This is a genomic window from Pseudomonas kielensis, from assembly GCF_014236655.1.
GTDB lineage: Bacteria > Pseudomonadota > Gammaproteobacteria > Pseudomonadales > Pseudomonadaceae > Aquipseudomonas > Aquipseudomonas kielensis.
The window spans coordinates 25,109-43,857 of sequence record NZ_JACMYG010000017.1; the positions used below are offsets into that span (position 1 = coordinate 25,109).

16 protein-coding genes and 1 pseudogene are annotated in these 18,749 nt (G+C 63.7%); 11 read left to right on the plus strand and 6 right to left on the minus strand.

Features of this window, described 5'->3' with window-relative positions:
- Positions 1-28 precede the first annotated feature (28 nt).
- The 4 genes from H7995_RS16690 (at position 29) to H7995_RS16705 (ending at position 5,681) form a co-directional block, all read left to right on the plus strand.
- Positions 29-1,192 (plus strand): isovaleryl-CoA dehydrogenase, encoded by a 1,164-nt coding sequence (locus H7995_RS16690; protein ID WP_095167847.1) that lies wholly within the window; start codon positions 29-31, stop codon positions 1,190-1,192.
- Between the two features lie 11 nt (positions 1,193-1,203).
- Positions 1,204-2,811, plus strand: a complete 1,608-nt coding sequence (locus tag H7995_RS16695) for a carboxyl transferase domain-containing protein (protein ID WP_159994630.1) — start codon at positions 1,204-1,206, stop codon at positions 2,809-2,811.
- Between the two features lie 105 nt (positions 2,812-2,916).
- Entirely contained in the window at positions 2,917-3,732 is an 816-nt protein-coding gene (locus H7995_RS16700) for a gamma-carboxygeranoyl-CoA hydratase (protein ID WP_166592380.1), read from the plus strand.
- Positions 3,732-5,681 carry an acetyl/propionyl/methylcrotonyl-CoA carboxylase subunit alpha gene (locus H7995_RS16705; RefSeq protein WP_166592379.1) on the plus strand — a complete coding sequence of 650 codons (1,950 nt, stop codon included), beginning with the start codon at positions 3,732-3,734 and terminating at the stop codon, positions 5,679-5,681. Before H7995_RS16700 ends, H7995_RS16705 begins: the two co-directional genes overlap by 1 nt.
- Positions 5,682-5,723: 42 nt before the next feature.
- Here the strand turns inward: H7995_RS16705 and H7995_RS16710 are convergent, their stop codons facing one another.
- Positions 5,724-6,383, minus strand: coding sequence for a LexA family protein (locus tag H7995_RS16710; RefSeq protein ID WP_166592378.1), 660 nt, complete (start codon positions 6,381-6,383; stop codon positions 5,724-5,726).
- 130 nt (positions 6,384-6,513) lie between these two features.
- On the opposite strand from H7995_RS16710, the gene H7995_RS16715 reads away from it, so the two are divergent.
- Entirely contained in the window at positions 6,514-6,855 is a 342-nt protein-coding gene (locus tag H7995_RS16715) for a DUF6124 family protein (protein WP_166592377.1), read from the plus strand.
- Positions 6,856-7,379: 524 nt separating this feature from the next.
- Positions 7,380-8,531 carry a M14 family metallopeptidase gene (locus H7995_RS16720; RefSeq protein ID WP_182344032.1) on the plus strand — a complete coding sequence of 384 codons (1,152 nt, stop codon included), beginning with the start codon at positions 7,380-7,382 and terminating at the stop codon, positions 8,529-8,531.
- A 37-nt stretch (positions 8,532-8,568) separates the two neighbouring features.
- On the opposite strand, the gene H7995_RS16725 is transcribed toward H7995_RS16720, so the two are convergent.
- Positions 8,569-9,021 carry a winged helix-turn-helix transcriptional regulator gene (locus H7995_RS16725; protein ID WP_166592375.1) on the minus strand — a complete coding sequence of 151 codons (453 nt, stop codon included), beginning with the start codon at positions 9,019-9,021 and terminating at the stop codon, positions 8,569-8,571.
- Between the two features lie 83 nt (positions 9,022-9,104).
- On the opposite strand from H7995_RS16725, the pseudogene H7995_RS16730 reads away from it, so the two are divergent.
- Positions 9,105-10,094, plus strand: a pseudogene (locus tag H7995_RS16730) (MFS transporter); the annotation flags it as partial.
- Here H7995_RS16730 and H7995_RS16735 read toward each other — a convergent pair.
- Together H7995_RS16735 and H7995_RS16740 are read right to left on the minus strand one after the other, a co-directional pair.
- Positions 9,986-10,528 carry a cytochrome b gene (locus tag H7995_RS16735; RefSeq protein WP_185818634.1) on the minus strand — a complete coding sequence of 181 codons (543 nt, stop codon included), beginning with the start codon at positions 10,526-10,528 and terminating at the stop codon, positions 9,986-9,988. The pseudogene H7995_RS16730 and the gene H7995_RS16735 overlap by 109 nt on opposite strands.
- Positions 10,525-11,610: a catalase family peroxidase gene (locus H7995_RS16740; RefSeq protein ID WP_166592373.1), complete on the minus strand. Its 1,086-nt coding sequence runs from the start codon at positions 11,608-11,610 to the stop codon at positions 10,525-10,527. The genes H7995_RS16735 and H7995_RS16740 overlap by 4 nt, the downstream gene beginning before the upstream one ends.
- Positions 11,611-11,768: 158 nt before the next feature.
- On the opposite strand from H7995_RS16740, the gene H7995_RS16745 reads away from it, so the two are divergent.
- The 3 genes from H7995_RS16745 to H7995_RS16755 all read left to right on the plus strand — a co-directional run bounded on the left by H7995_RS16745 (position 11,769) and on the right by H7995_RS16755 (position 14,421).
- Positions 11,769-12,275: a sigma-70 family RNA polymerase sigma factor gene (locus H7995_RS16745; RefSeq protein ID WP_166592372.1), complete on the plus strand. Its 507-nt coding sequence runs from the start codon at positions 11,769-11,771 to the stop codon at positions 12,273-12,275.
- On the plus strand, positions 12,272-13,024 hold the full coding sequence (locus H7995_RS16750) for an anti-sigma factor family protein (protein WP_182344028.1): 753 nt from the start codon (positions 12,272-12,274) through the stop codon (positions 13,022-13,024). Before H7995_RS16745 ends, H7995_RS16750 begins: the two co-directional genes overlap by 4 nt.
- Before the next feature lie 83 nt (positions 13,025-13,107).
- Complete coding sequence (locus tag H7995_RS16755; protein ID WP_185818635.1) at positions 13,108-14,421, plus strand: leucine-rich repeat-containing protein kinase family protein; 1,314 nt, start codon at positions 13,108-13,110, stop codon at positions 14,419-14,421.
- 110 nt (positions 14,422-14,531) lie between these two features.
- On the opposite strand, the gene H7995_RS16760 is transcribed toward H7995_RS16755, so the two are convergent.
- The gene (locus H7995_RS16760) at positions 14,532-15,236 is read right to left on the minus strand and encodes a YebC/PmpR family DNA-binding transcriptional regulator (RefSeq protein WP_095167828.1); all 705 of its coding nucleotides are present in this window, start codon (positions 15,234-15,236) and stop codon (positions 14,532-14,534) included.
- A gap of 171 nt (positions 15,237-15,407) precedes the next feature.
- Here H7995_RS16760 and H7995_RS16765 point away from each other — a divergent pair, with 171 nt between their 5' ends.
- Positions 15,408-17,318, plus strand: a complete 1,911-nt coding sequence (locus H7995_RS16765) for a type VI secretion system tip protein TssI/VgrG (protein ID WP_185818636.1) — start codon at positions 15,408-15,410, stop codon at positions 17,316-17,318.
- A 7-nt stretch (positions 17,319-17,325) separates the two neighbouring features.
- Here the strand turns inward: H7995_RS16765 and H7995_RS16770 are convergent, their stop codons facing one another.
- A complete protein-coding gene (locus H7995_RS16770; protein ID WP_178117398.1) occupies positions 17,326-18,723 on the minus strand; it encodes an FAD-dependent oxidoreductase in 1,398 nt (465 codons plus the stop codon).
- Positions 18,724-18,749: the final 26 nt, after the last annotated feature.

The window sequence follows — 18,749 nt, forward strand, 5'->3', positions numbered from 1 at the left end:
TTGATAAAAACAAGTTTGAAGGTGCCCCATGAGCTATCCGTCTCTGAACTTTGCCCTCGGCGAAACCATCGACATGCTGCGTGACCAGGTCCGCGCATTCGTCAGCAAAGAGATCGCGCCCCGCGCCGCCCAGATCGACATCGACAACCTGTTCCCCGCGGACCTGTGGCGCAAGTTCGGCGACATGGGGCTGTTGGGCATCACCGTCGCGGAAGAGTACGGCGGTGCCGGCCTGGGCTACCTGGCCCACGTGGTCGCGATGGAAGAAATCAGCCGCGGCTCGGCCTCGGTCGCCCTGTCCTACGGCGCTCATTCCAATCTGTGCGTCAATCAGATCAACCGTAACGGCAACCACGAGCAGAAAACCAAGTACCTGCCCAAGCTGATCAGCGGCGAGCACATCGGCGCGCTGGCCATGAGCGAGCCGAATGCCGGTTCCGACGTGGTCTCGATGAAGCTGCGCGCCGATAAACGTGGCGACCACTATGTGCTTAACGGCAGCAAGACCTGGATCACCAACGGTCCGGACGCCAATACCTACGTGATCTACGCCAAGACCGACCTGGAAAAGGGTCCGCACGGGATCACCGCGTTCATCGTCGAGCGTGACTGGAAAGGCTTCAGCCGCAGCAACAAGTTCGACAAGCTGGGCATGCGTGGCTCCAACACTTGCGAGCTGTTCTTTGACGACGTCGAAGTCCCGCAAGAGAACATCCTCGGCGTGCTCAACGGCGGCGTCAAAGTCCTGATGAGCGGCCTGGACTATGAACGCGTGGTCCTGTCCGGCGGTCCTACCGGGATCATGCAAGCCTGCATGGACCTGATCGTGCCTTACATCCACGACCGCAAGCAGTTCGGCCAGAGCATCGGCGAATTCCAGCTGATCCAGGGCAAGGTCGCCGACATGTACACCCAGCTCAACGCCAGCCGCGCCTACCTGTATGCGGTGGCCCAGGCCTGCGAGCGTGGCGAAACCACCCGCAAGGACGCCGCCGGGGTGATCCTCTACAGCGCCGAACGCGCCACCCAGATGGCCCTCGACGCGATCCAGATCCTGGGGGGCAACGGCTACATCAACGAATTCCCGGCCGGTCGCCTGCTGCGCGACGCCAAGCTGTACGAAATCGGTGCCGGCACCAGTGAGATCCGTCGCATGCTGATCGGTCGCGAACTGTTTAACGAAACCCGCTAACGGAGCTGTCCATGGCCATCCTGCACACCCAGCTCAACCCCCGTTCGGCGGAGTTCGCCAGTAACAGCGCGGCGATGCTCGCTCAGGTCGACGCACTGCACACCCTGCTCGCCCAGGTCCAGCAAGGCGGCGGCGCCAAAGCCCAGGAGCGGCATACCTCGCGGGGTAAACTGCTGCCCCGCGAGCGGATCAACCGCTTGCTCGATCCTGGCTCGCCCTTCCTGGAAATCAGCCAGTTGGCGGCGTACCAAGTCTATGGCGAAGACGTCCCGGCAGCGGGTGTGATTGCCGGCATCGGCCGGGTCGAAGGCGTTGAATGCATGATCGTCGCCAACGATGCCACGGTCAAAGGCGGCTCCTACTACCCACTGACGGTGAAAAAACACCTGCGGGCCCAGACCATTGCCCAGCAGAATCGCCTGCCGTGCATCTACCTGGTGGACTCCGGCGGTGCCAACCTGCCACGCCAGGATGAGGTGTTCCCGGACCGTGAGCACTTCGGCCGGATCTTCTTCAACCAGGCCAACATGAGTGCCATGGGCATTCCCCAGATCGCCGTGGTCATGGGCTCCTGCACCGCCGGTGGGGCCTATGTGCCGGCCATGGCCGACGAAGCCATCATGGTGCGTGAGCAGGCGACGATCTTCCTCGCCGGCCCCCCCCTGGTGAAAGCCGCGACCGGCGAAGTGGTGAGTGCCGAAGACCTTGGCGGGGCCGATGTGCACTGCAAGATTTCCGGGGTCGCCGACCACTACGCCGACAGCGACGAACATGCCCTGGCCCTGGCCCGACGCAGCGTCGCCAACCTCAACTGGCGCAAGCTGGGCGAGCTGCAACAGCGCACGCCGATTGCTCCGCTGTTTGCCAGCGACGAGCTGTATGGCGTGGTTCCGGCTGACGCCAAGCAACCGTTTGATGTCCGCGAAGTGATCGCGCGCCTGGTCGACGGCTCGGTGTTCGATGAGTTCAAGGCGCTGTTCGGCACCACCCTGGTGTGCGGTTTTGCCCACCTGCACGGTTACCCGATCGCGATCCTCGCCAACAACGGGATCCTCTTCGCCGAAGCCGCACAGAAAGGCGCGCACTTCATCGAACTGGCCTGCCAGCGCGGGATTCCCCTGCTGTTCCTGCAAAACATCACCGGCTTCATGGTCGGCCAGAAGTACGAAGCCGGCGGCATCGCCAAGCACGGCGCCAAGCTGGTGACCGCGGTGGCCTGTGCCAAGGTGCCGAAGTTCACCGTGATCATTGGCGGCAGTTTCGGCGCCGGCAACTACGGCATGTGCGGGCGCGCCTACGATCCGCGGTTCCTGTGGATGTGGCCCAACGCGCGCATCGGCGTGATGGGGGCCGAGCAGGCCGCTGGCGTGCTGGTGCAGGTCAAGCGCGAGCAGGCCGAACGCAGCGGCCAGGACTTCAGCGCCGCCCAGGAAGCCGAGATCAAGCAGCCGATCCTCGATCAGTACGAAGAACAGGGCCACCCCTACTACTCCAGTGCGCGGTTGTGGGACGACGGGGTCATTGACCCGGCGCAAACCCGTGACGTGCTGGCACTGGCGTTGTCCGCTTCGCTGAACGCAGCGGTCGAACCGACTCGCTTTGGCGTGTTCCGGATGTGATCCCGCAGGCGTCAGGCTGCCCGCGAAAAGAGCGCTTGAGACAGGCGCAATGACGTTCGCCGGCAAGTCCGAGGCCTGCATCGAAGAGTTGTGCAGAGGTTAGACATGAGCGACTTCAATACCCTGGAACTGCTGACCGATCCCCGTGGTTTCGCCACGCTGTGGCTCAGCCGCGAAGCCAAGAACAACGCGTTCAACGCCGAAATGATTCGTGAGCTGATCCTGGCGCTGGACAAGGTCCAGGCCGATCCGAGCCTGCGTTTTCTGCTGGTGCGCGGGCGTGGCAAACATTTCAGTGCCGGCGCCGACCTGGCCTGGATGCAGCAATCGGCCGAGCTCGACTATCACACCAACCTGGACGATGCCCGCGAGCTCGCCGAGTTGATGTACAACCTGGCCAAGCTGAAGCTCCCGACCCTGGCCGTGGTGCAAGGCGCGGCCTTTGGCGGCGCGGTGGGCCTGGTCAGTTGCTGCGACCTGGCGATCGGCACCGATGACGCGCAGTTCTGTCTGTCGGAAGTGCGCATCGGCCTGGCGCCCGCGGTGATCAGCCCCTTCGTCGTGCAAGCCATCGGCGAGCGTGCGGCCCGTCGTTATGCCCTGACAGCCGAGCGCTTCAGTGGCCAGCGGGCCCGGGAGCTGGGCCTGCTCAGCGAAAGCTATCCGGCCAGCGAGCTGGAGTCACAGGTCGAAAGCTGGATCAGCAACCTGCTGCTCAACAGCCCGCAAGCCATGCGCTCGAGCAAAGAGTTGCTGCGTGAAGTCGGCAGCGGTGCGCTGAACCCAGCCCTGCGCCGCTACTGCGAAAACGCCATTGCCCGGATCCGGGTCAGCCCCGAAGGCCAGGAAGGCTTGCGGGCCTTCCTGCACAAACGTCCGCCGAGCTGGCAGGCACCCTCCACCCCCCAGGAGCCACGTTGATGAGCGCACCTGTACTCACCACCCTGCTGGTGGCCAACCGCGGCGAAATCGCTTGCCGCGTCATGCGCACCGCCAAGGCCCTGGGCCTGACGACCGTGGCCGTGCACAGCGCCACTGACCGCGACGCCCGCCACAGCCGCGAAGCGGATATCCGCGTGGACCTGGGCGGCAGCAAAGCGGCCGACAGTTACCTGCAGATCGACAAATTGCTGGCCGCGGCCAAGGCCAGTGGCGCCCAGGCGATTCACCCCGGCTACGGCTTCCTTTCGGAAAACGCCGGCTTTGCCCGCGCCATCGAAAACGCCGGGCTGATTTTCCTCGGCCCACCGGCCTCGGCCATTGACGCCATGGGCAGCAAGTCTGCCGCCAAGGCCTTGATGGAAACCGCCGGCGTACCGCTGGTCCCGGGGTATCACGGGCAAGCCCAGGACCTGGAGACCTTCCGCATCGCCGCCGAGCGCATCGGCTACCCGGTGCTGCTCAAGGCCACGGCCGGGGGCGGCGGCAAGGGCATGAAAGTGGTCGAGGACACCAGCCAGTTGGCCGAGGCCCTGGCCTCGGCACAACGTGAAGCCCTGTCATCGTTCGGCGACTCGCGGATGCTGGTGGAAAAATACCTGCTCAAGCCACGCCACGTGGAAATCCAGGTGTTTGCCGACCAGCACGGCAACTGCCTGTACCTCAACGAACGGGATTGCTCGATTCAACGTCGCCACCAGAAAGTGGTGGAAGAAGCCCCGGCCCCCGGCCTCAGCGCCGAGCTGCGCAAAGCCATGGGCGAGGCGGCGGTACGCGCTGCCCAGGCCATCGGTTATGTCGGTGCCGGCACCGTGGAGTTCTTGCTGGATTCGCGTGGCGAGTTCTTCTTCATGGAAATGAACACCCGCCTGCAGGTCGAACACCCTGTCACCGAAGCCATCACCGGCCTGGACCTGGTGGCCTGGCAGATTCGCGTCGCCCAGGGCGAGCCACTGCCGATGACCCAGGCTCAGGTGCCGCTGATCGGCCATGCGATTGAAGTGCGTCTGTACGCCGAAGACCCGAGCAATGACTTCCTGCCGGCCACCGGGCACCTGGCGCTGTACCGCGAATCCACCCCGGGCCCGGGACGTCGAGTGGACAGTGGCGTCGAGGAAGGCGACGTTGTTTCGCCATACTATGACCCGATGCTCGGCAAGCTGATTGCCTGGGGCGAGGACCGCGAACAGGCCCGCCTGCGCTTGCTGAGCATGCTCGATGAGTTTGCCATTGGCGGTTTGAAGACCAACATCAGCTTCTTGCGCAGAATCGTCGCCCACCCGGCATTCGCCGCAGCCGAACTGGATACCGGATTTATCCCACGCTACCAGGAGCAATTGCTGCCGGCACCCCAGGCACTCAGCGATGAGTTCTGGCACGTTGCCGCCCAGGCCTTCGCCCAAAGCCGACGCCCCAGCGTGCGCGGCGACGACCCGAGCTCACCGTGGGCCAACGGCAACGGTTTGCGCGCAGGCTTGCCGGCTGAAACCACCCTGCACCTGAGCTGTGAAGGCCAGGACCGGGCCATTACCCTGGCACCGGCCAACGCCCACACTGCTGAGCTCAAGGGCGAGCAGCTGCAGGTCGAGCATCAGGGACTGCGCCGCCAGTTGCGGGCGATTCGCCAGGACCGGCAGCTGTACCTGCAATGGGCAGGCGAGTTGCGCTGCATCAGCGAGTACGACCCGATTGCCGCCGTGGAAGCCAGCCACAGCCATCAAGGCGGCCTGACTGCTCCAATGAACGGCAGCATTGTCCGGGTGTTGGTCGAAATCGGGCAGACGGTGGAAGCCGGTGCGCCACTGGTGGTGCTCGAAGCGATGAAAATGGAGCACAGCATTCGGGCGCCCCAGGATGGCGTGATCAAGGCTTTGTATTGCCAGGAAGGCGAGATGGTCACCGAAGGCAGCGCGCTGGTCGAGCTGGAGTAACCGGGAGTCACCGGCAGGTCCTGTGAGCCAGGACCTGCCGGGTTAAAACCGCGCGGTGGCCTGCACCACCACGCCGATGATCCGACACTGGTCGGTAAACAGGGCCTTGGGGTAGGTCGGATTCAAGGGCACCAGATACCGTTGCCCGCCCTCCTCGATCAACTTGCGAAAGGTCGCTTCGGCGCTGTCGGCCCATTGCGCGATCACCAGCTTGCCCGGCACCGCTTCCACCGCCGGGTCGACCAGGATCAGCATGTCCTGGGCAATGCTGATGCCCGTGGGGGCGGTCATCGCGTCCCCCACCACCACCAACCAGAAGGCTGCACCCTGGGCACGGTAATCCGACATCTCGGAGCGCCCGTTGCCGTAGGCCGGCACCTGGGCTTCGCGCACTTGCGACACTAGCCGCCAGTCGCTCACCGGGTAACGAAAGTACGGGTTGTACTTTTGCGCCAGCGACCCCGACTGCTCATCGCCAGCGTCCTGCGCCTGCTCGACCTCCCTGAGCACCATGGCCACTTCGAGAAAACCCAATCCGAGTTCCTGCAGCACCCGGTTCATGTCATCGAGGCTGGGCTGCCGGCGTTTGTTCAGCCAATGCCCGACACCGCCCTGTGACATGGCGAGACGCTCTGCGAGTTTTTCCTGAGTGATCCGCAGTTCACTCATCTTGGCCTTGACCAATTCAATCCATTTATCCATGGGCGGAACAATACTTCGCGTTGGCTGACCCTCAACACACACATTGTAGTATTTAATTTTTGGTCATGAATACAGTTGGTACTATTCTCTAGCAACACCAACGGCACCACCCACGGAGTAAGTACTCACCATGGATAACACCGACAACACGTTGCCCGCGCCGCAAACCACCGGCGACTTCACCACGCTCAACAACTGCGCCGCCGCCCAGCGCGCATTGGACTATTACTTGAAACCCGCTGTTTCAGAGCCTCAGGTCATCGAACAACTCTTCGATGTCAGCCGCCACGTCAGCCGCGAGGAGGCCCTGGTGCATGCCTCGGACCTGCTGCGCTGTGCAGCCGCCTGCGCCCATGAATCGGCGGACAGCCTGCAGGGCGCAAGCCGCGACCTGGCGTTTTCGGTGGTGCACATGATCGACATGGCAAAAGCCATGGTGGACAGGTCACTGGACGCAGAACAGGTCTATTGAGAAAAGCCGGTTGAAACCGAGGAAAACGTGCGGATCAGGATCAGATCGGCAGCGTCTGGCAAAGCGACGGGAAAGATTTTTCCCAGGTGAGGGGTAAAAATAGTTGACTTGCAAATGATAATGATTATTATTGCACGCAACTGGTCGCGAGATCAGTCGATAGACCAAGGGACCTTAGGTCGGACTCTTGGAATATCTCCTCATCAGGCTAATCACGGTTTTTGACCCGGCTTTTTGCCGGGTCTTTTTTTTGCCAGTTATTCTGGCTTTGGCTTCAGGCTAATGAAGATGGGTACTGCTGAATTCGATGGCGCGAATGATATCAAAAGACCATCTTTTTGCAACACGACTCACAAAAACCCGAATTAAACACTGATAAATAGCACTTGAGAATCAATCGCATAGCCACTAAGCTGCTGCAGCGTCAAGGACGACGCCCCCCCGCCTTTCCCGGTAAATTGCCCTCGGCTTTGCCCCCCGCACGTGTAAAGTAACGCCATAAAAATCATATCCAGGATGAGATTATGACCGTGGCTCAACGCTCCTTTGATATCACTGCCAACTTCGACAGCGGCAACATCGAAGTGCTGGACCTCAGCAACCCGCTACAGGCCCTGCTGGCCATCAGACCCGACACCCACAGCCCACATTTCCAGTGGTTCCACTTCAAGGCCAGCGGCCTGCATGTGGGCGAAGAACACTGGTTTCGCCTGAGCAACGCCAGTAAGTCTTCCTACAATAAGGCCTGGGACGGTTACCAGGCCGTGGCCTCCTACGACCACGTCAACTGGTTCCGGGTGCCGACCATTTTTGAAGGCGACTGCCTGCGCTTCAGCCTGGAAGCCAGCGAGACTCACGCCTGGTTCGCCTACTTCGAGCCCTACAGCCGCGGCCGCCATGACTGGCTGATCGAGCAGGCGCTGGGCAAGGCGGGTACCGAGCTGTTGGCGACCGGCAAGAGCGTCGAAGGCCGTGACATTCAACTGTTGCGCAAGGGCAGTGGTGCCGAAGGCCAGCGCAAGGTCTGGATCATCGCCCAGCAGCACCCTGGTGAACACATGGCCGAATGGTTCATGGAGGGGGTGATCGAACGCCTGCAGCAGCACAATGATCCAGAGCTCAACAGCCTGCTGGCCAGTGCCGACCTGTACCTGGTGCCTAACATGAACCCGGACGGGGCTTTCCACGGCCACCTGCGCACCAACGCCATGGGCCAGGACCTCAACCGTGCCTGGCAGAGCGCAAGCCAGGAGATCAGCCCGGAAGTGTTGTTCGTGCAGCAGCACATGGACCAATACGGGGTTGACCTGTTCCTGGATATCCATGGCGACGAAGAAATCCCCTACGTGTTCACGGCTGGCTGCGAAGGCAACCCTGGCTACACGCCACGCCTGGCCGCGCTGGAGGAGCACTTCCGCAGCCATCTGAAACACAAGACCCGCGACTTCCAGACCACCCACGGCTACACCCGCGACCTGCCGGGCCAAGCCAACATGACCCTGGCCTGCAACAGCGTCGGGCAGAAGTTCGACTGCCTGTCTCTGACCCTGGAGATGCCGTTCAAGGACCACAACGACGCCCCGAACGCCCTCACCGGCTGGTCCGGCAAGCGCTCGATGCAATTGGGCAAAGATGTGTTGTCGACCGTCGCCGAACTGGTGAAAACCCTGCGCTGATCGCTCAACTGGCCGCATGCCTTAGCGCATGCGGCCCTCAGGCCTCGCCGGCAGGCAGCCGCCGGCAATCTTCTGGCCCCAGCAAGCGGCCGTCCTCGGCGCGCAGTTCCAGTGGCCTGATTGGCTGCCCCGTCTGGCGATCCACCAGCCGCGAATGGGCCTCGCCCTGGGTAAAGAAAAACGCCTCGCCCCACTGGCGCAAGCCAATGATCAACGGAAACAGCCCGCGGCCTTTCTCGGTCAATCGGTATTGCTGGTAGGCGCTGCCATCGGCTGCCGGCAGCAGTTCGAAAATCCCATGTTCGACCAGCGCTCGCAGGCGCGCCGAGAGGATGTTCCTGGCCATGCCCAGGTTGCGCTGGAACTCACCGAAACGGCAGATGCCATCGAAGGCATCCCGCACGATCAGCAACGACCAGACATCACCGATGGCGTCCAGTGAACGGGCGACGGGGCATTCGGCGTCGGCAAAGGCAGTGCGTTTGACCATGGGTAAGCTCACAGGCAGGCCATCGAAAATGTAGTTGCAATATAAATCCACATACGAGATCGACTATGAAGCCTAGTGTGCCCCTGACCGGGTTGCTCGCGGTGGTGACCCAGGTATTGGTGGCCTATGCCGCCACGCTGGCCATGCCGCAGCAACGGGGTCGGGTGGTCGGCGTGGTCACCAGCGGCATCGTCGTCGGCATCCTGCTGGCCCGTACCGTGTCCGGGGCCATGGCCGACCTGGCCGGGTGGCGCTCGATCTATTGGCTGTCGGCCGCGCTGACCTTGCTGATGGCCCTGCTGCTGCTTTACGTGCTGCCCAAACAGGAGGCCGCGCAGCCCCAGCAACGCTACTGGCGCTTGATCGGCTCGGTGTTTGTGCTGTTCAAGGAAGAACCCGTGCTACGCCAGCGGGCGGTGTTGGCCTCGCTCTCGTTCGCCAGCGCCATGGTGCTGTGGACGCCCATGGTGTTGCCGCTGAGCGCGCCGCCCTTGTCGCTGTCCCATAGTGAGATCGGCCTGTTCGGGCTGGCGGGTGCCGCCGGGGCCCTGGCCGCTGCCCGCGCCGGGCATCTGGCCGACCGTGGCCTGGGCCACTGGGTCAGCGGCCTGTCCCTGCTGTTGATGCTCGCCTCGTGGGTGCCGATCGGCCTGGCCCAGTCGTCGCTCTGGGCCTTGCTCCTGGGGGTGATCACCTTCGACCTCGGCCTGCAGGCCATGCACGTGACCAGCCAGAGCCTGATTTACGGCGTACGGCCCGAGGCGCAAAGCCGGCTTACCGCCGGGTACATGCTGTTCTACTCGATTGGCAGTGCCCTGGGTTCACTCGCCTCGACCGCCGTCTACGCCTGGGCCGACTGGTTCGGCGTGTGCCTGCTGGGTGCCGGGATCAATGCCCTGGCGCTGGTCTACTGGCTGTCGACCCGAAGAAGCGCTGCCCACCAACGCGGCAGCGCCCTGCCCGATCAGCGATCCTTGCCGGACAGCATGCTCTGCAACACGCCGTCACGCCGGACCCAGCCGTGGAACAGCGCCGCGGCCAGGTGCAGCAATACCGTGAGGAACAGCAGGTAGGCCAGGTAACCATGAGCTTTGCGCAAAAAGGCAAACAGCGTGGCATTGGCCGGTACGATTGCCGGCAGTTGCACGCCAATCCCCAGCGTCACCGGATCGCCCGCGGCCGAAATCATCGCCCAGCCGAGCACTGGCAAGATCAGCATCAGGGCGTACAGCAACCCATGGGACGCCTTGGCCGCGAGCACCTGCCAGCCGGGCAAGTCCGCCGGCAAGGGCGGCTGGCGCGTCGAGAAACGCACAAACAGGCGCACGATCACCAGCAACAGGATCGCCACGCCCAACGGCTGGTGCAGGTGGATCAGCCATTCATGGCGCTCGGACACCGAGGCGACCATGCCGGCACCGATGAACAGCATGGCGATCACCAGCAACGCCATCAGCCAGTGCAGCAGCCGCGCCAGGGGCGCGAAGTGATTCGGTTGCGCGCTCATTGGGCGGCCTCCTGTTTAGCGCCAGGCAACTGGCCGACTTCGCTGGTCCGGCGCAGGTAAGAGCTGGCGTAGGCGGCCGAGCGCGCCGCCAGCAAAGGGTCGTTCGAGGGCTCGATGCCACTGGGCAGAATCAGCGGGTCGTAGTTGATATCCCGGCACTCGCCGCTGTTTTGCGCCTGGCTGCTTTGCAGCACCAGCGTCCCGGCGTTCAACACCTTGCGTGCGGCCGGCCAGGCTTGACTGGCGTCATCCGTGGGGTCCGTCGGCTCGGCCAGGGTAATCAGCAACTGCCAGCGCAGCGGCCCGGCCTGCAGGCGCTCGCGCAAGTCCTGTTCGAGAAAATCAGCGCCTTGCGTGGCGCCGGTGGATGCATCGTCCTGGGCCAGGGGGACTACTCCCCAACGCACGGCCTGGCGTTGACCCGCCGAATTCACCAGATAAAACGCATTGATGCCGTTATAAGTCTCGGTGGCGTAGCTGGCCGAGGGTTTGGCGCTCTTGACCCAGCGCAGGAACGGCGCGGTTTCCGGGTGTGCGGCAAAAAATGCCGGGGCCGCCGCCGGATCCGGCTTGCCCGTTGCAGGGTCCGGGCTCTGCGCCTGCTGCAACTGATAGAACGCCTGCGGCGTACCGACCGGGAACACCGGCATGCTGTTCATCCCGGTGCGCCATTGCTGTCCGTTAGCCTGGGTGAAACGCAACGCCAGGCTACGGATCGGCACGCTGCTATCCGGCGCGTAGGGATTGCCGCTGGGCAAGGCAAACCGCCCCACCACCGGGGTTCGTGCCGCATTGAACACCTGCGCGGTGGAATAGGCACGCACCTCGTTACTGCTCTCGAAATAGCCGATCACACACACGCCCTTGGCATGATTGCGGCGAAATCCTGGATGAACACCGTTGTTGGTTTCGAGCACGTTGACCAGTGCCTTGGGGGTCAGGCGCTGTGGGTCGAGAGACCCGTTGACGTAGGCAAAGGCCACAGCCATAGCGCCAACCACCAGGCCAATCGCGGCCAGGCGCAGGGCCAGGCTGACGGGACTCAAAGGGGGCCTATCGGGGGTCGGGGAACGATCTACCATGTAACACTCCAGGGCCGGGAACGGCTTGTGGCAAGGATCAGGCAGACGTTGCCCGCCGAGGTTTATTCCATGGCCCGGTGTTTATTTCTGCGCCACGGGAATAACCTCCACTGCCAAGCGTCTCTCTGGTCCCAAGCGTAGTGACTGGCCCGCCCACCATGAATAATCTCGACGAACAGTTACGTGACCTGATCCCCAGGCTGCGCCGCTTTGCCGTCTCGCTGACCCGCAATGGCAGCAGCGCCGACGATCTGGTGCAGTCCTGCCTGGAGCGCGCGCTGTCGAGTTGGGGCAGCAAACACCCGGAGGGCGATCTGCGGGCCTGGCTGTTTGCGATTCTGTACCGGCAGTTTCTCGACGCCCATCGCCGCTCCCGGCGTTATGCGCGGATGCTCGAGTTTTTCACTGGCCGCGACGAGCCGCAGCCTTCGCTGGAGCGTACGGTGATCGCGCAGACCACCCTGCAAGCCTTCGACCGGTTGCCCACTGAGCAACGGGCGCTGTTGCTCTGGGTGTCGGTGGAGGGCTTGAGTTATAAAGAGGTCGCCGAGATCCTCGGTGTCCCTACCGGCACCGTGATGTCTCGTCTGTCCCGGGCGCGCCAGGCCTTGCGCCAACTGAGCGACGGTGAAATCAGCAGCCCTTCCCTGCGGAGACTCAAATGATCAGCATGCCTCCCAGCGTCAATGACCTGCACGCCTACGTCGACCATCAGCTCAACGATGCCGACCGGCGCCTGGTGGAGACGTACCTGGCGGCCAACCCGCAGATGGCCGAGCAGGTCCGCGCCTGGCAGCAGGATGCCCAGCAACTGCGGGCAGCCCTGGGCGGCGCCTTGCAACAGCCGGACAACCCGGACCTCGACCCGAGCCTGATTCGCCAACGCCGCAAGCGCCAGTCCCGGCGTCACCTGGCCAATGCCGCCCTGCTGCTGATCGCGGTGAGCGTCGGCGGCCTGGGCGGCTGGCAGGCACGGCAAATGACCTTCGGCAGTGGCACCCTGCCGATGACGGACGCGATGCAGGCGTACCGGATGTTCGCCCAGCAAGGCCTGCTGCCGGCCGACTATCGGGTCCGTGACGACGGCGACATGCAGGGCTGGCTCGACCAGTATTTTGCCCACGCCAACCGCCTACCGGACCTCGCCAACTCGGGTTTCCAACCGGTCAGCGCACGGTTGCTGAGCACCGACCAGGGCCCGGCGGCCATGGTGATGTATGAAGATCAAGGCGGGCGCAAGATCAGCTTCTACATCCGTCCGCCCGGCCCGCGGAACTACCTGCTACCCAAAGGCAGTCGCAGCGACGGTGAATTGCAGGCGCAATACTGGTCGGGGGCCGGCTACAACTATGCGATGGTCAGCGAAGCCCGCGATCCGGCCACCCAGATCATCCGGCAGACCCTGAAGTTCTAGCCGCCCACCCCGGACGTTTACCGCTATCATTCCCACGTTTGCAGGCTCGACGCCGCCCCCTCTTCCCTTGACTGGATGTGTTCATGCATACCCTTGCACAACTGCGATCCGGCGAGTTGGCCGGGATCAAACGACTGGACCTGTCGTGCGGCCTGGAGGAATTTCCCGAGGAAATTTTCAGCCTGGCGGACTCGCTCGAGGTGCTCAACCTCAGCGGCAACGCCTTGCGCCAATTGCCGGACGACCTGCACCGACTGCGCCACTTGCGGGTGCTGTTCTGCTCGAACAATCGCTTGCGCGAACTACCGGCCGGCCTGGGCCAGTGCCAACAATTGAGCATGATCGGTTTCAAGAGCAATCGCCTGCAGCGGGTCCCGGGCGAGGCGCTGCCGCCACAGTTGCGCTGGTTGATCCTGACCGACAATGAACTGGAGGAGTTGCCCAGCGAACTGGGGCAGCGCCCCCTGCTGCAAAAACTCATGCTCGCCGGCAACCGCCTGCGCAGCCTGCCCGCCAGCCTGAGCCAGTGCCATCGGCTGGAGCTGATCCGCATTGCCGAAAATCGCCTCAGCGAACTGCCCCAGTGGTTACTGAATCTGCCGGCCCTGGCCTGGCTGGCGTATGCCGGCAACCCGCTGGAAACCGAGGCCGATGCCAGCGCGCTGGCCGCCACCGCGCACATTCCCTGGGCGCAACTGCAGCTGCAGCAGCGCCTGGGCGAAGGGGCTTCGGGGGTGATTCATCAGGCGCTGTGGCAGCCGCCATCAGCGCCGGCGCGCGAGGTCGCGGTGAAACTCTACAAAGGGCCGATGACCAGCGACGGCTCGCCCCTGCATGAAATGAACGCCTGCCTCAGCGCCGGCAGTCATGCGCAACTGATCAGTGTGCTGGGGCGCATCGTCGACCATCCGCAGCAGCAGGCCGGCCTGGTGATGGGGCTGATCGACCGCAGTTATCGCAACCTGGCCGATTTACCCAGCCTGGATTCCTGCAGCCGCGACGTGTATCAGCCTGACACGCGCTTTACCGCCGAAGTGGCGTTGAACATCGCCCGCGGCATCGCCTCGGCCGCTGCGCACCTGCATCAACAGGGCATCACCCACGGCGACCTCTATGGCCACAACACCTTGTATAACGATCAGGGCGACTGCCTGCTGGGGGACTTCGGCGCGGCGTCCTTCCATACCCGCGCCGAAACCCTGGAAACCTGCGCGCTGCAACGCATCGAAGTGCGAGCCTTCGGGATTCTGCTGGGGGAGTTGCTGGCGCGGATCGACTCCGGCCTGAGCGCGACACGGCGCGAGGTATGGGAGGAGTTGCAGCGGCAATGCTGTCAGCCCCAGGTGCTGGCACGTCCCGGGTTCAACCAGATCCTGGCCGCTTTGCACCAGGCCTGAATGGCACGCGGGCAAGCCTTGCTCCTACACAGTGCTCGGTATGCCCGTGATTTGTCGGGACCAGAGAGGTAGGAGCCGGCTTGCCGGCGATGGTGCGCTGTTCGCCTGGCTTAGCCGGCCAACCCGACAAACATGTCCTGCACGTCGTCGTGGTTGTCCAGGCCCTCGAGGAACGCTTCGACTTCTTCCATTTGCGCGTCAGTCAAGCCGCTGACAGGGTTCTTCGGCTTGTAGCCCAGTTTCGCCGACAACACGGTGAAGCCCTGCTCCGGCAAAGCTTTCTGTACCGAGTCGAGGTCGGTGGCTTCGGTGATGAACAGGGTCGCGCCGTCTTCGGCTGGTTCGAAATCCTGGGCACCGGCTTCGATCGCCGCCATTTCCGGGTCAGCGTCCGGGGTGTCCGGCGATGCCTCGATCATGCCCACGTGGTCGAAGTCCCAGGCCACGGAGCCGGAAGCCCCCAATTGCCCCTTACGGAACGCCACGCGGATTTCCGCCACGGTGCGGTTGATGTTGTCGGTCACGCACTCAACGATCAGCGGCACCTGGTGCGGGGCAAAACCTTCGTAGGTCACACGGTGGTACTGCACGGTCTCGCCCAGTTGACCCGAACCTTTCTTGATCGCACGTTCCAGGGTTTCACGGGGCATCGAAGCCTTCTTGGCCTGTTCCACCACCAGGCGCAAATGTGCGTTGGTTGCGGTATCGGCACCGTTACGCGCAGCAATGGTGATTTCCTTCACCAGCTTGCCGAAGATTTTCCCCTTGGCGTTGGCTGCCGCTTCTTTGTGTTTAACCTTCCACTGTGCGCCCATAACTCACTCTCTTGATCTGTGGCGCCGAGACATCTATTGGCCGACGCGTTGCGCAAGTTTATACGGCAAAAAGTTGGCAATCGACCAAAAAGTGCAGCGGATGAGCGACATCATCACAAGCACTTGTAGGGTCTTTCTGAAATGCGCTGATGGGCTGACTATTGACCCTCAGTGTTTCGTACCCTCGATGCCCCGAACTTCATGGCAGAAGAGTGTGTGATGCACAACGACATGGAAAGCCCCCTGGGCCTGAACCCAACCCTGACCCTCCCTGAGCTCGCCTTGAGTTTTGCGGTGCGTCAGTTCAAGGGGCACGAAGCCCTCAACCAACTCTACCAACTGGACATCGAACTGCTCGGCCCGGCACCGGCGATTCGGCTTGAGCAGTGGCTGCACCAGCCGGCCTACCTTTGCCTGGGGCCGGGTATCGGCCGCCACGGGATCGTCCAGCGCGCCGGGCTGATCGATGCCAACGCCCAGCAGATCACGTACCGCCTGACCCTCGCCCCCCGCCTGCTCGCCCTGGAGCAACCGCCACGGCGGCGTATACGGCGGGAGTTGAGCGTGCCGCAACTGCTGCACCAGTTGCTCGAGGAACACGGCCTGCCCGCCGACAGTTACCGCTTCGAACTGCACCATGGCGAGTACCCACCGCGGGCGCTGTGCATCCAGTACGACGAAACCGACCTGCACCTGCTGCATCGGCTGTGCGAAGAGGAAGGCATCCACTTTCATTTTGAACACCACGACGACCGACACGTACTGGTGTTCGCCGAGGACAGTGCCAGCTTCACCCAGCACCCGCTCGAGACCGCCTTTGCGCCCGGTGCCGACCACGCGGTGATCAGCCAGTTGTTTCAATGTCACAACCCGCCCTGCTCCGCGCCGCGCCACAGCGTTCAGCCACGGGGCGAACCACAGGAGTCGGGCCCCGCGCCGGCAGACGCCGCCAATCAAGTCGCCCAGGCCACCGCCCGGGCAACCCCGACCCAGCAGCACCAGCGCCAGTTGAGCCGGCGCGAGCTCGAACGCCTGCGGTGCCTGCACCGGCAAGTCCAGGGCCACAGCACGCAGCCCGGTCTACGCAGCGGGGGCATCCTGCAAGTCAGTGGCCATCCTGTCGCGGCATTCAATGACCAGTGGTTGCTCTGCGAGGTGGAGCATGAAGGCACCGCGAGCCACTACCGCAATCAATTCACCGCCATCCCCTGGTCCAGCGAGTTCCGCCCAGCGCACACGCACCTCAAGCCGCGCATCCCTGGCCAGCACATCGGGCGGGTGGCAGAGCCGCCGGTGCTCGACGCTCAAGGCCGGGTACAGGTCTGGTTGTGGCCTGCGCAAGCCACCGATGACGCGCCCTCGGGGCTCTGGTTGCCAAGGGTCCAGGTGGCCACGGACGCCGGGCAGTTGCCCGCAGGCGGCAGCGAAGTCCCGGTCAGTTTCCTGGATGGTGATCCCGATCGACCGGTGCTCTATGCCTGCGACCTTGGCGCCGCGCGCAATGACCAAGCCTGGCAGGATAAAGAACAGCCCATCAGCCTCTCGGCCAATGGCAACGTGCTGCACCTGACGGCAGACAGCATCACCTTGTCCGGCCCGCTGTTCAGCCCCACCCCTGCCCCTGACGTGGCCCCGCTCGAACATCCCGGACGGCCTCAGCCCCAGCACAGCGGCTGGAGCGGTGAGATCTATCTGTTCGAACATCCGCCCGCCACCACCGACCGATTGGCCCACGCCAACTGGTACATCGTGCGTATGCCGCAGCCCGGGCTCATGGAGCTGACCGGCCTGGATCGCAGCGACGTGGTCATGCAGGGCACCAGCCTGGCGTCGGGTAACCTGGCGCTTTCGCCCGCGCAGAAAAAACAGCTGGCCTGCGAGTTCGCCCGCACCCCGGAACAACTGTGCTTGCTGTATCCGGGGCAATGCGTGGCGCTGGCCGAATACTTCCAGCAACACTGGAACAGCGCGCAACGCCTGAGCTTCATTGAGAGCGCCCGGCCCGCCAGCCCGCCTGCGCACACGGGGCACAACCAACTGTTATTCGACTGGCTGCTGCCCCACGCCGGCAAGGCGCCTTGAACCGCCGCTAGCCTTTATCGGCCTTGCCGGCCGCCGCCGCAAATTTCGCCAGGCGCACGTCCAGATGCCGTGGACGCCGGCCGTGATCCTCGGCGCGCTCCTTGCGCCGGATCGCGTTACGCACCAGCAGCGAGCCCAGGTAGCGAATCGGCTCCGGCGGGAAATACCCCAGCGGGCCGTTGACCAGGGGTGAGCGGGTCCAGGGGTTGTCCAGCCCCAGCACCAGCGACGAGAGGATCTGCCCACCCATGTGACAGGGGCCGACGCCACTGCCGGAATAGCCAAACCCATAAAACACATTGCCACTGGCGCTCATCTGGCCAAAAAACGGCAGGCCGGTCACCGAGCGATCCGACGGCCCGTTCCAGGTCGCCGCCACCGGCACCTGGGCAAAGGCCGGGAAAAACTGCGCCAGGCTTTTTTGCAGCAGGCCCGCATAGGGCGATGGCTGATCGAACACCGGCAGCATGCGTCCGCCATAGGCGAAAGTATTGCCGCCCTTGCCGAGCATGATTCGACCGTCGGGGGTGTTGTGGTAGTAATGCACGAAGATCCGCGAGTCGAGCACGGTCACACCGGTGGTCAGGCCGATGGTCTTGAGCAACTCCGGGCGCGGCTCGGTGATCAGCATGTCGCTGGAAACAATCGCCACGCTGCGCTCGAACTGGGGAAAGGCACGGGCCATCCAGGCATTCATCGCCAGCACCACCCGCTTGGCACGGATGCGTCCATGGGGCGTGCGGATCACCGCCGGCCGGCCTTCCTCCAGGCCAGTCATCGCGGTGTTTTCATGCATTCGCACGCCCAATTGCAAGGCCACTCGCCGCAGGCCGCGCACCAGCTTGCCCGGTTGCACGCTGGCGGCGGCCGGCGAGAACCAGCCTTCCAGGTGTTTGCTGGAGCCCGCCATGCGCTGCACGTCGGCCACCGGACGCTTGCTGAACGAGTTGATGCCATTGCGCTCCAGCGCGGCGATCACGCTGTCGGTGGCGCCGCACTGGGCACGGTTGGTCGCGGTGTACAGCGTGCCATCAAGGCGGTAGTCGGCGTCCACCCCGTACTGCTCGCAAAACGCGCCGATGGCCTGGATGCTGTGCTCCGACTCCTTGACCAGGCGCACCGCCTCCTCGACACCGAACAGGCGCTCCAGGGTGAAGTACTTGGCCGACCAGGACAGCGCACACCCACCATTGCGCCCACTGGCGCCGGCGCCGCAGACATCGGCTTCGATCAGCAGCACATCCAGCCCGGGGTCCTGCTGCTTGAGCATGACGGCGGTCCACAGCCCGGTGTAGCCGCCACCGACAATACACACATCGGCATCGGTGTCCTGCGCCAGGGGCACACAAGGAGCGCTGGTGTCGGCTTCCAGTGCCTGGGCCAGCCAAAAGGGTCTCATGGGCAAATCTCCATATCGAGGGGGCACGGCCC

Excerpts from the sequence above, each read along its gene's own strand:
- H7995_RS16690 (WP_095167847.1), top strand. The coding sequence starts at position 29 with ATGAGCTATCCGTCTCTGAACTTTGCCCTCGGCGAAACCATCGACATG.
- H7995_RS16695 (WP_159994630.1), top strand. The coding sequence starts at position 1,204 with ATGGCCATCCTGCACACCCAGCTCAACCCCCGTTCGGCGGAGTTCGCC.
- H7995_RS16700 (WP_166592380.1), top strand. The coding sequence starts at position 2,917 with ATGAGCGACTTCAATACCCTGGAACTGCTGACCGATCCCCGTGGTTTC.
- H7995_RS16705 (WP_166592379.1), top strand. The coding sequence starts at position 3,732 with ATGAGCGCACCTGTACTCACCACCCTGCTGGTGGCCAACCGCGGCGAA.
- H7995_RS16710 (WP_166592378.1), bottom strand. The coding sequence starts at position 6,383 with ATGGATAAATGGATTGAATTGGTCAAGGCCAAGATGAGTGAACTGCGG.
- H7995_RS16715 (WP_166592377.1), top strand. The coding sequence starts at position 6,514 with ATGGATAACACCGACAACACGTTGCCCGCGCCGCAAACCACCGGCGAC.
- H7995_RS16720 (WP_182344032.1), top strand. The coding sequence starts at position 7,380 with ATGACCGTGGCTCAACGCTCCTTTGATATCACTGCCAACTTCGACAGC.
- H7995_RS16725 (WP_166592375.1), bottom strand. The coding sequence starts at position 9,021 with ATGGTCAAACGCACTGCCTTTGCCGACGCCGAATGCCCCGTCGCCCGT.
- H7995_RS16735 (WP_185818634.1), bottom strand. The coding sequence starts at position 10,528 with ATGAGCGCGCAACCGAATCACTTCGCGCCCCTGGCGCGGCTGCTGCAC.
- H7995_RS16740 (WP_166592373.1), bottom strand. The coding sequence starts at position 11,610 with ATGGTAGATCGTTCCCCGACCCCCGATAGGCCCCCTTTGAGTCCCGTC.
- H7995_RS16745 (WP_166592372.1), top strand. The coding sequence starts at position 11,769 with ATGAATAATCTCGACGAACAGTTACGTGACCTGATCCCCAGGCTGCGC.
- H7995_RS16750 (WP_182344028.1), top strand. The coding sequence starts at position 12,272 with ATGATCAGCATGCCTCCCAGCGTCAATGACCTGCACGCCTACGTCGAC.
- H7995_RS16755 (WP_185818635.1), top strand. The coding sequence starts at position 13,108 with ATGCATACCCTTGCACAACTGCGATCCGGCGAGTTGGCCGGGATCAAA.
- H7995_RS16760 (WP_095167828.1), bottom strand. The coding sequence starts at position 15,236 with ATGGGCGCACAGTGGAAGGTTAAACACAAAGAAGCGGCAGCCAACGCC.